Origin of the sequence: Anabaena sphaerica FACHB-251, from assembly GCF_014696825.1 — a bacterium.
In the GTDB taxonomy this organism is placed as follows: domain Bacteria; phylum Cyanobacteriota; class Cyanobacteriia; order Cyanobacteriales; family Nostocaceae; genus RDYJ01.
This window is the reverse complement of the sequence record NZ_JACJQU010000011.1, coordinates 147,933-162,329: the sequence shown is the minus strand read 5'-3', so window position 1 is coordinate 162,329 and position 14,397 is coordinate 147,933. Positions and strand designations below refer to the sequence as shown.

The 14,397-nt window shown below is 38.2% G+C and carries 15 protein-coding genes and 2 pseudogenes; 3 read left to right on the top strand and 14 right to left on the bottom strand.

Features of this window, described 5'->3' with window-relative positions:
* Positions 1–149 precede the first annotated feature (149 nt).
* Complete coding sequence (locus H6G06_RS18065; protein WP_242039757.1) at positions 150–689, top strand: GNAT family N-acetyltransferase; 540 nt, start codon at positions 150–152, stop codon at positions 687–689.
* A 107-nt stretch (positions 690–796) separates the two neighbouring features.
* Here H6G06_RS18065 and H6G06_RS18060 read toward each other — a convergent pair whose 3' ends face one another.
* The 5 genes and pseudogenes from H6G06_RS18060 to H6G06_RS18040 all read right to left on the bottom strand — a co-directional run.
* Positions 797–1,297, bottom strand: a complete 501-nt coding sequence (locus H6G06_RS18060) for a GNAT family N-acetyltransferase (protein ID WP_190562580.1) — start codon at positions 1,295–1,297, stop codon at positions 797–799.
* Positions 1,298–1,299: 2 nt separating this feature from the next.
* A complete protein-coding gene (locus H6G06_RS18055) occupies positions 1,300–1,482 on the bottom strand; it encodes a type II toxin -antitoxin system TacA 1-like antitoxin (protein ID WP_206754717.1) in 183 nt (60 codons plus the stop codon).
* Positions 1,483–1,560: 78 nt separating this feature from the next.
* Entirely contained in the window at positions 1,561–1,869 is a 309-nt protein-coding gene (locus H6G06_RS18050; protein ID WP_190562576.1) for a hypothetical protein, read from the bottom strand.
* A gap of 84 nt (positions 1,870–1,953) precedes the next feature.
* Positions 1,954–2,838, bottom strand: a complete 885-nt coding sequence (locus H6G06_RS18045) for a hypothetical protein (RefSeq protein WP_190562574.1) — start codon at positions 2,836–2,838, stop codon at positions 1,954–1,956.
* Between the two features lie 193 nt (positions 2,839–3,031).
* Positions 3,032–3,250, bottom strand: a pseudogene (locus H6G06_RS18040) (GNAT family N-acetyltransferase); the annotation flags it as partial.
* 32 nt (positions 3,251–3,282) lie between these two features.
* Here H6G06_RS18040 and H6G06_RS18035 point away from each other — a divergent pair.
* A complete protein-coding gene (locus H6G06_RS18035) occupies positions 3,283–3,570 on the top strand; it encodes a helix-turn-helix domain-containing protein (protein ID WP_242039756.1) in 288 nt (95 codons plus the stop codon).
* Positions 3,571–3,600: 30 nt separating this feature from the next.
* Here H6G06_RS18035 and H6G06_RS18030 read toward each other — a convergent pair whose 3' ends face one another.
* The 4 genes from H6G06_RS18030 to H6G06_RS18015 form a co-directional block, all read right to left on the bottom strand.
* The gene (locus H6G06_RS18030) at positions 3,601–6,780 is read right to left on the bottom strand and encodes an efflux RND transporter permease subunit (RefSeq protein ID WP_190562572.1); all 3,180 of its coding nucleotides are present in this window, start codon (positions 6,778–6,780) and stop codon (positions 3,601–3,603) included.
* A gap of 349 nt (positions 6,781–7,129) precedes the next feature.
* A complete protein-coding gene (locus tag H6G06_RS18025) occupies positions 7,130–8,437 on the bottom strand; it encodes an efflux RND transporter periplasmic adaptor subunit (protein WP_190562570.1) in 1,308 nt (435 codons plus the stop codon).
* Between the two features lie 104 nt (positions 8,438–8,541).
* Complete coding sequence (locus tag H6G06_RS18020) at positions 8,542–8,736, bottom strand: heavy-metal-associated domain-containing protein (protein WP_190562568.1); 195 nt, start codon at positions 8,734–8,736, stop codon at positions 8,542–8,544.
* A gap of 228 nt (positions 8,737–8,964) precedes the next feature.
* Positions 8,965–9,378 (bottom strand): heavy metal-responsive transcriptional regulator, encoded by a 414-nt coding sequence (locus H6G06_RS18015; RefSeq protein WP_190562566.1) that lies wholly within the window; start codon positions 9,376–9,378, stop codon positions 8,965–8,967.
* Between the two features lie 177 nt (positions 9,379–9,555).
* On the opposite strand from H6G06_RS18015, the gene H6G06_RS18010 reads away from it, so the two are divergent.
* The gene (locus tag H6G06_RS18010) at positions 9,556–10,200 is read left to right on the top strand and encodes an FMN-binding negative transcriptional regulator (RefSeq protein ID WP_199306768.1); all 645 of its coding nucleotides are present in this window, start codon (positions 9,556–9,558) and stop codon (positions 10,198–10,200) included.
* Positions 10,201–10,275: 75 nt separating this feature from the next.
* Here H6G06_RS18010 and H6G06_RS18005 read toward each other — a convergent pair whose 3' ends face one another.
* The 5 genes and pseudogenes from H6G06_RS18005 to H6G06_RS17995 form a co-directional block, all read right to left on the bottom strand.
* Positions 10,276–10,695, bottom strand: coding sequence for a VOC family protein (locus H6G06_RS18005; RefSeq protein ID WP_190562564.1), 420 nt, complete (start codon positions 10,693–10,695; stop codon positions 10,276–10,278).
* Between the two features lie 180 nt (positions 10,696–10,875).
* On the bottom strand, positions 10,876–11,286 hold the full coding sequence (locus H6G06_RS27520) for a cupredoxin domain-containing protein (protein ID WP_338422955.1): 411 nt from the start codon (positions 11,284–11,286) through the stop codon (positions 10,876–10,878).
* A pseudogene (locus H6G06_RS28015) lies at positions 11,281–11,472 on the bottom strand (cupredoxin domain-containing protein); the annotation flags it as partial. The gene H6G06_RS27520 and the pseudogene H6G06_RS28015, both read right to left, overlap by 6 nt.
* A 12-nt stretch (positions 11,473–11,484) precedes the next feature.
* Entirely contained in the window at positions 11,485–11,775 is a 291-nt protein-coding gene (locus H6G06_RS27515) for a hypothetical protein (RefSeq protein ID WP_242039755.1), read from the bottom strand.
* Between the two features lie 171 nt (positions 11,776–11,946).
* Positions 11,947–14,202 (bottom strand): heavy metal translocating P-type ATPase, encoded by a 2,256-nt coding sequence (locus H6G06_RS17995; protein ID WP_190562562.1) that lies wholly within the window; start codon positions 14,200–14,202, stop codon positions 11,947–11,949.
* Positions 14,203–14,397 lie beyond the last annotated feature (195 nt).

Here is a 14,397-nt window from a genome sequence, read left to right as displayed (position 1 = left end):
CTATCTTTGATAGAAACTCAGTAGAGAGGCTTGTAGTTAGCCCTGTAAGGTGTAGGTTCCTTACCAAGCTAGAAATATTTGACTATATTTTTAGTAACTATTACAACGCTATGTAATATGTTAATCTCCAGTTTTTATGAAAAAATATTTTGGCGGACGAGGCTTATATAGTGATGATTAATCTACGCCCTGCCACCCCTGCTGACTTGAACCTGCTGCAACACTGGGATCAACAACCTCATGTCATTGCCGCAGACCCCAACGATGATTGGTATTGGGAGGTAGAACTGAGTCGCAATCCTGACTGGAGAGAGCAACTAATTGCCCAGATCAAGGGTCGTCCCATTGGATTTGTCCAAATTATCGATCCAGCGCGTGAGGAAAGCCATTATTGGGGCGATGTAGCACCGGATCTTCGTGCCATTGATATCTGGATTGGGGAAGAAACAGATTTGGGCAAAGGCTACGGCACAAGAATGATGCAGCTTGCCCTAGCTCGATGTTTTGCCGACCCGCGTGTGACGACTGTCCTCATCGATCCACTTGCCAGCAATACTCGCGCTCACCGCTTCTATGAACGTCTTGGCTTCCAATTTGTTGAACCACGAAGGTTTGGCGACGATGACTGTTTTGTTTATTGCCTGAACCGAGCAGATTGGCATCCTGAAAACACGAGTGTATCGCGGTAGCGGCAGCTAGTGAGCGAGCGCCGCATAACAACGCCCATGCACACCAAGCGTCGTTAAATTACAGCGTTTTTATGGTATTCAATTAAAACAAAAAATATTTTTTGTTATTAAAGGTTTGCAACAATATCTTGTAAAGGCAACATTAATGTTAAAGGTTCTATCGGTGAGGGCTTAAATTTATGTTTTAAATAAAATTGTTTAGCTTCTTCATCTTTAGCGTGAACTAAAATACATCGTATTCCTACAATTTTAGATGCTTGTAAAACCCGAAAAATTGCATCTCTTCGTAAACCAGATCCTATACCTTTCCCTTCCCATTGTTCATCAACAGCTAACCTACCAATGATCATACAAGGCACTGGATCTGGTGCATTTTGCTTGACTTTTCTAATAGCCACTGAGTGATATACACCAGAACTTGCCAAACAGTAATAACCGATTACTTTGTTTTCACAAATTACTACATAAGTTCTAGCAGTATCCCCCTCATTCTTTAAAGCTTTTTCCCTCAACCAATTATTTAAAGTTTCTGACCTTGATTTGAATGGTGATATATCATGGCTAGAATTAATTGGTTGAGGAGCTTCTATAATTTTCGTCTGTGCCATTCTTAATCCCAAGGTGATTTAGCAGCCAAAAACTTACGTAGTTCCTCATCTGCTTTAGGTGGTGCATCTAAAATATCAATAAATTCTTGATATTTTTTTTCATCTAAAGCAAAAAAAGTTTGATCACAAATTACTTTTTCTGCTTCTCTACAAGCGACATCTAGCATGAAATCAGGGTAGAACACGTCAATCGAAGAGTTATTGCAGTTGATTAAGGTAGTAAGTTAGGTCGAGGGGGAGTATTATCTCCCCCTCGACCTAACTCAATACCATATCTGTTTGTGAGAACCTAGACTTTTTTGATGATAAATTTGCTCAATCCATATCATAACTTCTTGTTCAGATGCTAAATAAGCAGATTGACCTGTTGCTGGATCATAAGCAAACCACCAGACATTACCGTGGCGATCGCGTCTTTCCCAAACTTGTGGTTCTGGTTGTCGGTAGAGAAAATCTACAAACCATCTCCAAAATTTCAAAAATGGTAATTGCATGAACAATGGACGATAAAATGGTGTTTGAGAATCAGAAGTTGATATAAATTGCTGCTCTAACTTTTCTCTGATATTCATAAAAATCTCCTCTGATTAACTCTGTAAAATTCAAGATTGAGATATTTTCTTACTGCTCGATTTAAGTAAACAGAATCAAACAAATTAAATAACATTGATCCAAAAATCAGCAGTAATGATTTTGCCATTGCGTTGGAACTGACCCCAAAGTTTATACTTTCCTGGTTGGGGAAAACTGGTGATAAAATGAACTTCTCCAGTTGGTGTATTTTTGAGAGCGTGAGCGTGAATATAATCTGCTGCGGTTAAAGATTTTGACTGTCGTAAAATTACTAAATGTCCTTTTTCTCCTAAATAGGGTTGTAAATCTGTTAGAGGTTGATTATTACCAGCGTCTTGTAATTTAAACATTAAAGTTACTTCTTCACCTGCTCTTACAGCATTGTCAGAAAACTTTTCAAGATTGACTTTAGTATCATGAAAAGTTTTCTGACGATTAAAATTAATTGCTGGTGTAGCAATAGTATTTCCTGGAAAATCCGCTTTTAATACAGAAATTTGTTCTGATTGACCAGTAGGTTTATAATCACTAAAAAGTGTATAACCTCCCGCTTGGGGAAAACTTGTATTAACTTTAAACCGTCCATTCTCTTGATATGTGGGATGGAGATGACTAAAAAACTGAAGATCATCACTAACAACAATTAAGTGCATCAGTTTTTCTTGGAAAGTGTCAAACTGAGAAACTGGGTTTCCTTTTAAATCTTGTACTTCAATAAATATGGGAATATTGATATCTGGGATAATGTTACTGGGAACTTTCAATTTTGCTTGAGTGGATACTTTGTGTTCTCCATGAACCGCACTACCTGTTGAATGTTCTTCATGATGACTTGCGGTTTTTGCAGGTTCTTGATGTTGATGTGTACTGGCTGATATGGCTTTTTCTTCAGCTTTTGGTAATGATGCACAACCTTGAGCAATTACTAAAAGAGCAGTAATAGCAACTGCATTAATAAAGCGATTCATTGATGTTCCTCCATTAGTGAATTTATGAGTTATTTACTCAACATAAAATTAGTTTAAATTCTCCATTTGGCTGGAGAGTCAATAGGAAATAGAAGAAATTATTAGTTATTTTTTCATTTCATCAGTGCAAAATGCACGTCTATTTTTTCAATAAACGTGCTTCTAAATATTGCTGATTTTCACTTGTAACTTGCTAGTCGGCATTTAACACTTTACGAAACACAATCTTATCAGCGCCCGTTGTGTAGAAGTCCCGAATGCAAGCCTCTTCCTCATAACCGCACTTCGCGTAAAACTTTCTCGTGCGATCGAAGCTTGCTAACGTTTCCACCATCAGCATTCTTCCACCACGCGCCTTCAGGGTTTCTTCTATGTAGCATAACAATTTCCCACCGCGTCCTTGTCCTTGGTGAAAGGCTTGTAGAACGACTGGAGAAACAAGGATTGATTCTGCGTGAACGTTGCTCTGTCGATCGCAGAGCGGTGGAGTTGAAATTAACCCAAGAAGGGGAAGCTATGGTGGGAAAGATCCATCAAGTCCGGCTCTTAGCACTTGAGGAAGCGATCGCTTCTCTATCTTCAAAAAACCGTCTACATTTGTGTCGTATCACTAACCAAATCTTGTTTTCACTGACAAAAACGAAGGATAGTGCCTTAACTATCTGCTGTTTATGTGATGAAACCAACTGCTTGAATTGTCCAGTGGGTAAACGTTACAGCGAATTGACTTAACACGGATGAATACAGAATTCCCGCTCATTGTTAGGAAAGTACATCAACTCCTGATGTTTTTGCTAATTCACCTACTTGATGTCTGGTTTTTGATCTACTTATAAAAAGTGAGCGAATTTGAGTAATGATGATATACAAAATAGGTACTACAAATAAACTCAAGAAAGTAGCAACAAACATTCCCCCAAAAACCGCAGTACCCAAAGATTGACGACTAGCTGAACCTGCTCCAGTAGCGACAGCTAGAGGCCAAATTCCCAATAAAGTGGAAATTGCAGTCATCAAAATTGGTCTTAATCTTTCACCAGAAGCTTTGACAGCAGCTTTAGTAATTGAAAATCCCTGTTCGCGTAATTGGTTAGCAAATTCAACAATTAAAATCGCATTTTTACTAGCTAAACCAATTAACATTACTAACCCAACTTGACAGTAAACATCGTTATATAAACCGCGCCAGGATTCGGCTAACAATGCTCCTAAAACTGCTAAGGGAACTGACAATAAAATAATTAAGGGGTCAATAAAATTATTGTATTGAGCAGCCAGGACTAGGAACACAAAGAAAATTCCTAAACCGAATATAATAGGTGCTTGTCCGCCAGATTCTAATTCTTCTAAAGTAATACCTGACCATTCATAACTCATGTTTTTAGGTAAAACAGAAGCAGCTAAATTTTTCATTGTTTCTATTGCTTGTCCAGAACTAAAACCAGGTGCAGCAGCACCATTAATTTCTATGGAACGATAGAGGTTATAATGATTAATTGTTTGTGGTCCAGTGGTTGGTTTTACTGTCACCAAACTATTAAGAGAAATCATTTCACCCTTGCCTGAACGTACATATAATTGGCTGATATCTTCTGGGTTAGCGCGAAATTGTTGATCCGCTTGTACATAAACTCGGTAGGTGCGACCAAAAGCATTAAAATCATTAACGTAGCGTGAACCAATGAAAGTTTGTAAGGTGCTAAAAATATCTCTCACTGGAACTTGTAAAACTTCGGCTTTTTCCCGATCAACTTCTATTAATAACTGGGGTGCGTTAGCGGTATAGGTGCTAAATACTCCTTGTAATCCTGGGGTTTGATTTGCTTTACCGATCAAATCATGGCTGATTTTAACTAAGTTATTAATATCGCTATTATTTCTATCTCCTCTATCTTGCAATTGAAATACAAAACCGCCCACACTCCCTAAACTTTGAATGGTGGGAGGGTTAACCGCAAATACAAAAGCGTCTTTAATATTGATAAGTTTACCTCTAGCTTGATTCACAATTGCTGATGCTGTTTGTGCGGCTGTTTTTCGCACATCCCAAGATTTTAACGGTGCAAATATTAAACCTCTGTTGGGAGTATTACCACTAAAACCTACACCACCCATTGCAAAAGTACCTTCAATTTCTGGGATGTTCAAAAGTTCTTTTTCTGCTTGTTTGGCAACTTCACGGGTGTAGTTGAGTGAAGTTCCGTCTGGACCTTGGACTAAATTAATAAAATAACCTTGGTCTTCTTCTGGTAAAAATGCTGTGGGAACACGCAAATATAACCAACCTGTCCATAATAAAGAGGCAATAAATAACAATAAAACAACAAATTTTAAGTGAATGAGTAACTTGAGAATTTGTTGATATACCTTTTGTATCCCGTCAAGTAACCAATTAATTGCTCCAAAAATCCAGCCTAATAAACCGTGTGGTGTTTCTGTTTTCCGCAACAACATAGCCGACAAAGCAGGAGTTAAGGTAATAGCAATAAAAGTGGAAATTATGATTGAAAAAACAATTGTTAGGGCAAATTGTTTATATAGTTGTCCCGTTGTTCCAGGGAAGAATCCCACAGGAATAAACATAGCCATGAGTACAAGGGAGGTGGCAATTACCGCTCCAAACAGTTCTTTCATTGATTCAGTAGCTGCTTGTCGGGGATTCATTTTTTTATCTTGGATAAAGCGGTTAATTTGTTCGACAATTATGATTGCATCGTCTACCACCATCCCCGATCCTAAAGTTAAACCAAATAAAGTCAAGCTGTTAAGTGAAAAATTGAAAACCTTAACAAAGGCAAATGTCCCAATTAAAGAAATCGGAATTGTAATTGCGGGAATTAGGGTAGTGCGCCAGTCTTGTAAGAACACAAAAATTACTAAGACAACCAGCGCAATAGATTCCAATAAATTTTTGACAACTTCTTGGCGAGATGCTTCTACAAATAATGAGGAATCGTAGGGAAATTCATATTTCAATCCTGGTGGAAAGTCCTTTGCAATTTGTTCCATTTCTGCTTTTACAGCATTGGCAATTTTTAAAGCATTGCTGCCAGGAATTTGTAGAATTTGATAACCAACGGCAACATTACCACTATAACGAGCAAAGGAACTGTAATTTTCTGCTCCCAGTTCCGCACGACCGACATCTTTTAACTTAACTATTGTTCCATCTGTACCTGCTTTGATGACGATGTTTGCAAATTCATCAGCTTCTTTTAATCGTCCTTGGGTTTGCAATTCAATTTGATACATTTGTCCGTTAGGTGCGGGTGGTTGTCCAATACTGCCGATCCCTAACTGTAGGTTTTGTTGATGAATGGCGTTAATTACATCTTCTGTGGTAAGTTTGCGGTTAGCAAGTTGGGTAGGGTCTAGCCATAACCGCATTGCATAACGGCGATCGCCAAAGGTGGCAATGTTACCCACTCCTTTGATTCTTCTGAGGCGATCTAAAACATAAAGGTCAGCGTAATTACTGATAAAGGTGTCATCGTATTTATCACCTTCACTATACAAAGCCATTGCTAAGACGATACCACTAGATTGTTTTGTCACAGAAACCCCTGTTTGGCGGACTACTTCGGGTAATTTTGGTTCTGCTAACAAAACTCGATTCTGCACATCTGCGGCCGCAGTATCAATATCATATCCTTGATCAAAGGTAACGGTGATGTTGCTTGTACCGTCACTGCTGCTGGTGGAGGTGATATATTTTAAGCCTTCGACACCATTAATTTGGCGTTCTAAAACTGTGGTGACGGTTTCTTCCACAACTTGGGCGTTAGCACCAATATAATTGGCGGTGACGTTAATTTGTACGGGACTTATATCGGGGTATTGTTCTACTGGTAGGATGGGAATGCTGATGATTCCTACAATGAGCATTACTAAAGCGCAGACTATAGCAAATACTGGGCGTTTGATGAAGAAGTTTGCAAACATGAATTTATTTGTTTTTGGGTAAATGAATTAGGTTTTTTTTCTCACGCAAAGATGCAAAGGCGCAGAGGAGTAAAGAAAGAATGAAGCATGAAGGTAAGAGAGTTTTAGAGGTTGTTTGAAAAGTATTAGATGAAACCGATAATCTCCAGAAACCTAACCCCCCTTTGCCCCCCTTCCCTACCAGGGAATGGGGGTTTCAAAGCCTCTCCAGTAATAAAAGCTGCTCCTTTTCCCTCCCCTGTAGGGCAGTAGGGAGGGGTCGGGGAGAGGTTTGGAGAGGGGTTTATTTATACATTAAAAACTTTTAAAACATCCTCTTAAAGAGATTTTTCAATCTGTCACCTGTCACCTACTCAGGGATAATTGGAGTTCCATCTTTTAAATTGAGTAACCCAGAAATAACTATTTTTTCTCCTGGTGATAAACCTTTGAGAATTTGATATTGATTATTTTGAATGTTTCCTAGTTTTACTGGTTTGAGTTTAGCTATTAATTGTTTTTGATCTGGTGATTTTTCGGCAACATAAACGAAGGTTTCTGCACCTAAACGGACGACGGTTGTAGTGGGAATTAATACTCCTGGGCGTTGTTCCCAAATTACTTTGGCTTTAATAAGTTGATCTGCTCGTAATTGTCTGCGAGAATTATCAAATAGTGATTTTACTAAGACTGATTGTGTATCGTTAGCTGTGTTAGCAGCGATGAAAAATATCCGACTACTACCGATATTTTTACCCCGTTCATCTATTAGTTGTAATGTCATTCCTGGACGTAACCTGGTCGCTTGTTGCACGGGTACGGAAATATTAACTTCTAATGTTTGATTTTCGGTAATTGTTGCTAATTGTGTGGAAGTATCTACAAAGTCACCAATTTTAATGGGGATATCTCCCACCTTCCCAGTAAAGGGAGCAGTGATTTGATAATATTTTAATTGAACTTGTTGTTGTTTGGTAGCTGCTTGAGCTTGTTGTACGGTTTTTTGGGCTTGAGAAATGGCAGCTTTTTGGGCTTGAATTTGAGCATCAATGGCGTTCAAACTGGCTTTCGCTGTGGCTAGTTTGTTTGCATATTGATCCTGAGTTTGACGAGATATTGCACCTTCGTTAGCAAGGTAAGAATATCTTTGATAGTCTAATTCATTTAGTTTGACATCAGCTTGTTTTGATAACCGTTCAGCTTCTATAGATTTCAGGGTAGCTTTGGCATTTTCTAATTGCGACTGTGCTGCTAATACTGCTGCATCCATCCCGCTAATTTCTACTTTTTTTTCTTCAGCATCTACTTGTAAAATTGGTGTTCCTGCTTTTACTTCATCTCCTGCTTTGACAAAAATTTGGCTAACTTGTCCTTGAATTCTGGGACGTAAATTTACTGAACGACGTGATTGAAGATTAGCAATAAAATTTGAACTTTGTTCAATTTTTGTTACTGGTAAGGTGGATAATTTGACTGGGACTCCAGGAGGTGCAGCAGCAGTAGCTACCGGGGGTTTGGGAGTGGGAGTCAGCACTCGCCAAGCTGTAATTCCTCCCCCTACTAATAGTAAAGTTGTTAATAACCACAACCAAGGTTTTTGGGATGGTTTTAACTGTAATTCTTCCTGAAAATTATCTTCAAAATCTAGGTTTGGAGTTTGGCTTTCTGTGGGATTCATATTTGCGATATTTCCTGTAAATTAAGTTGAGTCAAAGTAATTTTTCATTGGTAAATATTTATCAACAGTCAGTAGAACCAACTGTTGATATACTCTTGAAAACTCTAGATAGATGGATAACCAGCAGAGGCGATCGCATCTTTAACAACTGTCTCTGATGCTTGAGTTTCTACACTAACAGTTTTGGTTTTTGTGTCAGCTTTCACGGTAGCAGCAGCATCAACTTTTTTAATTGCTGTTGTCACTGCATCCGCGCAAGATGAACAAGCTAGTTTAGGAATAGTAAGTTGTATTGTCATATTTGAAAACTCCTGATTTTTTAGCTAAATTTTGATTAGTTGAAGGCGGTTTTTTATTTCCTTTCCTCAACCTAAAATTAGCTTAAACTCTCCATCGGGCTGGAGAGTCAAGAGGGAAATAATTAAAAATTAAAAATCATATAAATAAAAAATACCCGATTTCTGGGAGATTGAAAAATCGGGTATCTATTAAAATATTCAAAATATTCTGACTCTTTAAAATTGCAATTATTCATGTTCAATGATTGGGCAGATGGTAGAATGATCATTATCAGGCTTAATTTCCCAACCAGAGAGTAAACCAGATAATTCTTGCCTCAAAATCATTAATTGTTGAATTTGTTCATCAATCGCTTTTACCTTATCTTCCAGTTTCATTTTAATATGCACACAAGGTAATTCACCGCTATCATGAACATTCAAAAAATCCTTAATTTCTGATAAAGTTAATCCCAAACTTTGAGCGCGTTTAATAAAATGTAGTCGCTCTAAAACATCAATATTAAATAACCTGTATCCTCCTTCCGTTCTCCCAGAGGGTTTGAGTAAACCCAACTCCTCATAATAGCGAATAGTTTTAATAGGTACACCGCTTTCTTTAGCAACTACACCGATCTGTTTTGTTTCTGCTTGGGCTAACATACTGAGCAAACCTTAATGAAATATGATAACTGGATCATATCCTAAACTCTCCAGTTGGGTGGAGAGTCAAGCAGGAAAAGTATTTTGTTGGAAAAAAAATTTATTCCCTTGCTGAACTAGGTCAGTTCTGAGTGTTTCTAATGATGATGTACAAATAAATCTCAGTGAGGTTACAGCATGATGTATGTTCCACCCGCTTTCCGAGAAGATGACATGGAGAAACTGGTCGCTTTTATGCGTGATAATAGTTTTGCTACTGTGGTATCTATTATGAATGATATTCCTGTAGCTTCACATATTCCCGTTGTAGTGACAGTAGAGAATGGTGTTGTTAAATTGTCAGGTCATCTTGCAAAGGCCAATTCTCAATGGCAAAGTTTTGGTTTAGGTGAAACACTAGCGATTTTTCATGGACCTCATGCTTATATTTCACCATCTTTATATGAGAAGAAAGAGAGTGTACCGACTTGGAACTATATCGCAGTACACGCTTATGGGTTGTCTCAAGTTATTACTCTTGAAGATGCGCCAGAATTAATGGATCAAATGATTGATGAAATGATTGAAACCTATGACTCTGACTATAAATCTCAATGGGAAGATTTATCCGATCACTTCCGCGAGGGAATGATGAATGGAATTATTGCTTTTGAGATGACTGTCACAAAGTTGGAAGGAAAATATAAACTGAGTCAAAATCGCAGTCATTATGATCAATCAAATGTTGCCCAGAGTTTACTACAAAGTACAGAAACCAATGTTCAGTCCATAGGTGCAGCAATGAAACAGAACCTAGAAACTGATGTAGAATCTTCCAAATAATCAGCATCTTGGCGATCGCACATCTCAAATAAAAAGGAGCAGACAAGAAAATATTACCAGAACTCTCAATATTTTCTAAATATTTTCCTGCTCCACCGTCAAACCAATTTCTTGACCATAGGATAATTCCAAGGTGTGACCATCAGGATCTCGTAAAAACGCCCAATATCCGACCGGATAACCAAAATCTTTAGGTTCATCTATCAACACACCCGCTTGACGAGCTTGATCACACAAAACATCCATAGCTTCCCGACTTTTACAACCTACTCCCAAATGTGCAAGGGGAGAAAGTGAAGTATTTACTGACTTAGTTTCAATCAAAACCACAGCAAAAGGACGAGTATAATCTGTTAACCAAACAACAGAAACTCCGGTATTTGTATCAACCCGACGGTGAACTACTTGCATTTGAGCATAAGTAGCGTAAAACTCAATACTTTTTTCCAGATTAGATACAGGTAAAGCAATGTGAGTTAATCCAACATCAATCATTTCATCTTCCTTTGTGAACTTTGTAGTTAATACAAAAAATTAATTTCAACTTACCCAAAAATCATTATCAATCCCGACTATTTACAGTGAAACAATAGATCATGTAGCACTTACGCCAAACATCTCGGAAACTCTTATTGCTCTGTGTTCTCTGTGCCTCTGTGGTTCGTTAAAATCCTATTATGAATCTGCTGGTTGAACAGAAATATCACCGCGAAACATCTTCATTCCACAAGTGAAAGCATATTCACCAGGTTTTTCAGGTGTAAACTCAATTGAAGTTAATTTATTGAGTGGTAAATCAGCAGCAATACCAAAATCAGGAATGACAACTTTTGCCAAACAATTACTAGAATTACCCCGCAAAAAATCAAGTTTAACTTTTTTCCCAGCTTTAACAATTATGCGATTAGGGACATAACCCTGATCCACCATAACTATAGTTTGCTGACTTTTTTGCTCTACAATGATTTCCTGTTCATTAATTGAATTGAAAGCATGAGTTTGAGATTCTTTTATCATGGTTTTATCTTCCTCACTAATTTTTGATTCATTTTCTGAAACCTCTACATGAATTTCACCGCGTAACATATTCATTCCACAACTAAATAAATAAGTTCCTGGTTGTTGGGGTGTAAATTCTACAGTTGTGATTTGATTAACGGGTAAATCTGCCGCAATATGAAAATCAGGAATAATCACCTGTTCCAAACAACCACTAGGATCTTTACGTACAAATTTCAACCTCACAGGTTTATCCGCTTGTACCAAAATTCGACTCGGATCATATCACCCATCAACAATAATATCTACTTCCTGAAAATCACCATTTGCGGTAACAGCTTTTTGCGACTTAGGTTTACTTAACAAAAACCACCAAAGTTGTAAACCCAAAATACCCAAACCGCCCAAAGTCACAGCAACTTTATTACCTAATGGCTGTTCAATTCTTTGAAATTGATTATTTTGTACTGTACCTACTGAATGATTTTCATGCTCAGATTGTGCCAATACTTCACCAGCAGAAAAACCCAAAATTACACCAACCAAACCACCCAAAAAAGCTGTTTTCCTCAACATAATAAACTCTCCATTAATTAACTATCTGCGTTGAATTTCTTAACTAAACCAAAATTCCAGAAAACACACCCAACAAAAAACCAAATCCCACCAAACTTCCAAAAAACATCACTTGATTCAACATACCAATTCACCTCTTTTCACTCTGTCACCTGTTCCCTGTCACCTGCTTTAGAATTTAGGCTGAAAATTCCGTAAACGCAGAGCATTACTAACCACAGAAACCGAACTAAAAGCCATAGCAGCACCAGCAATAATTGGATTTAACAACCAACCAAAAACAGGAAACAAAATACCCGCAGCAATAGGAATACCAGCCACATTATAAACAAAAGCAAAAAACAGATTTTGACGAATATTTCTAATGGTGGCGCGACTGAGTTGAATAGCAGTTACAATCCCTTGTAAATCACCGGAAATTAAAGTAATATCACTAGCAGCGATCGCCACATCTGTACCTGTTCCAATTGCTATTCCCACATCGGCTTGGGCTAAGGCTGGTGCATCATTGATACCATCACCCACCATCGCTACAATTTTGCCTTCTGCTTGTATTGCTTGTACTGTGGCAGCTTTTTGATCTGGTCTAACTTCTGCTAAAACTCTAGTAATACCCACTTCACGGGCAATACTTTCGGCGGTGCGGCGGTTATCTCCAGTCAGCATGACAACTTCTAAACCGAGCTTTTGTAATGCTTTTACCGCTTGGATGGAAGTGGGTTTAATAGCATCAGCAATCCCAATTAATCCTTTAATTTCACCATCAACTGCTAACCAAACTGCGGTTTTTCCTAAATATTCTAAACGTTCTTTTTGGTTTTTGAGTTCTGCGGTTTCAATCCCTAATTCTTCCATCCATCTTTGTGTACCAATTTGCACGAAACGGTTAGCAACTATTCCTTGAACACCACTACCAGCTATAGCTTGAAAATCTCTGACATCTGCTAATGGTATTTGCTGAGATTCGGCATATTTAACAACTGCTTCTGCTAAAGGATGTTCTGAATTACGTTCTACAGATGCAGCTAATTCAATAAGTTTAATTTCGTTGCCGTTAGCCGTACCGTTAACTGTGAGAAAATCTGTAACTGTCGGTTTACCTTGGGTAATTGTGCCTGTTTTATCTAAGACAATTGTTTGCAGTTTGTGTGCTATTTCTAAACTTTCTGCACCTTTAATGAGAATACCGTTTTCTGCACCTTTACCTGTACCTACCATCACTGAGGTTGGTGTGGCTAAACCCAACGCACAAGGACAAGCAATAATTAACACCCCGACTGTGGTAATCAATGCTAGGGTAACGTTACCCATGATATTGTACCAGAGGATAAAGGTCAGGATAGCGATCGCAATTACTGCTGGCACAAACCATCCTGTAACCTGGTCTGCTAATCTTTGAATGGGAGCTTTTGAGCCTTGCGCCTGTTGTACTAACTGCACAATTTGCGCTAATACAGTATCTTTTCCTACTCTTGTTGCTCGAAATTTAAAACTGCCAGTTTTATTAATAGTTGCACCGATGACTTCATCCCCTGGTTGCTTTTTCACGGGTATACTTTCCCCTGTTACCATCGCTTCATCAACGGTGGATGTCCCGTCAACTACTTCCCCATCAACGGGAATTTTTTCCCCTGGACGCACCAAAACTACATCACCAATTTCTACCTGTTCAATAGGAACATCTACTTCTCTTCCGTTACGAATTAACCGCGCAGTTTTTGCTTGCAAACCTATTAATTTCCTAATAGCTTCTGAGGTTTGTCCTTTGGCGCGATTTTCAAATAATCTTCCTAACAAAATCAAAGTAATCACAACTGCCGCAGTTTCATAATACACATCTGGCATTAATCCTTGGGCAATGAAAAAGTTAGAAAATAAAGTAGCAAAAAGGGAATAGAAAAATGCAGCACTTGTACCCAAAGCAATTAAAGTATCCATCGTTGCTGCATGGCGTTTGAATGCTTTCCCAGCATTAATATAAAAGGAATAACCACACCAGAACTGTACAGGAGTAGTTAAGAATAATTGCAACCAAGAATTATGTAACCAGCTAGGAATAAAAGGTAAATTTAAGCCTGTCATCATTGGTAATGAACCAATTACCAAGACAGCACTAATGATGCCACCTATCGTTACCTTTTGCTGTAAATCCTGTAATTCTTGTTGACGATATCTTTTTTCTTCATCATCTTCTCCTGCCATTAAATTTTGTTCTTGCAGAGGATAAGCAGAATAACCAGCAGCATCCACGGCATCTTGAATGGTTTGTAAATCTGTTTTTCTGGGGTCATAATTAACTGTTGCTTGTTCCGCGCCAAAATTTACATTACATTCATTGACACCGGGGACAGAACTAATAGCATCTTCGATACTTCTAGCACAGGAAGCGCAACTCATCCCGCGCAGTTTGAGTGTGGCATTTTCCATTTGATTACTCCAAATTCTTAACTGACTCCATGTTGAAGTATCCAGTTCACTGGAGTGTCAAGGGGTTAGAGAAAAAAAATTGAAATTAGCCGAAAAGCCATTTCTATGACTTGTGACTTCAAGGAAAAGATTGCCGTTTTTTAAAGGATAAAGTTGCCGTGAAAAATGCTGAAAGCATTATTCTCTCGATTCAGA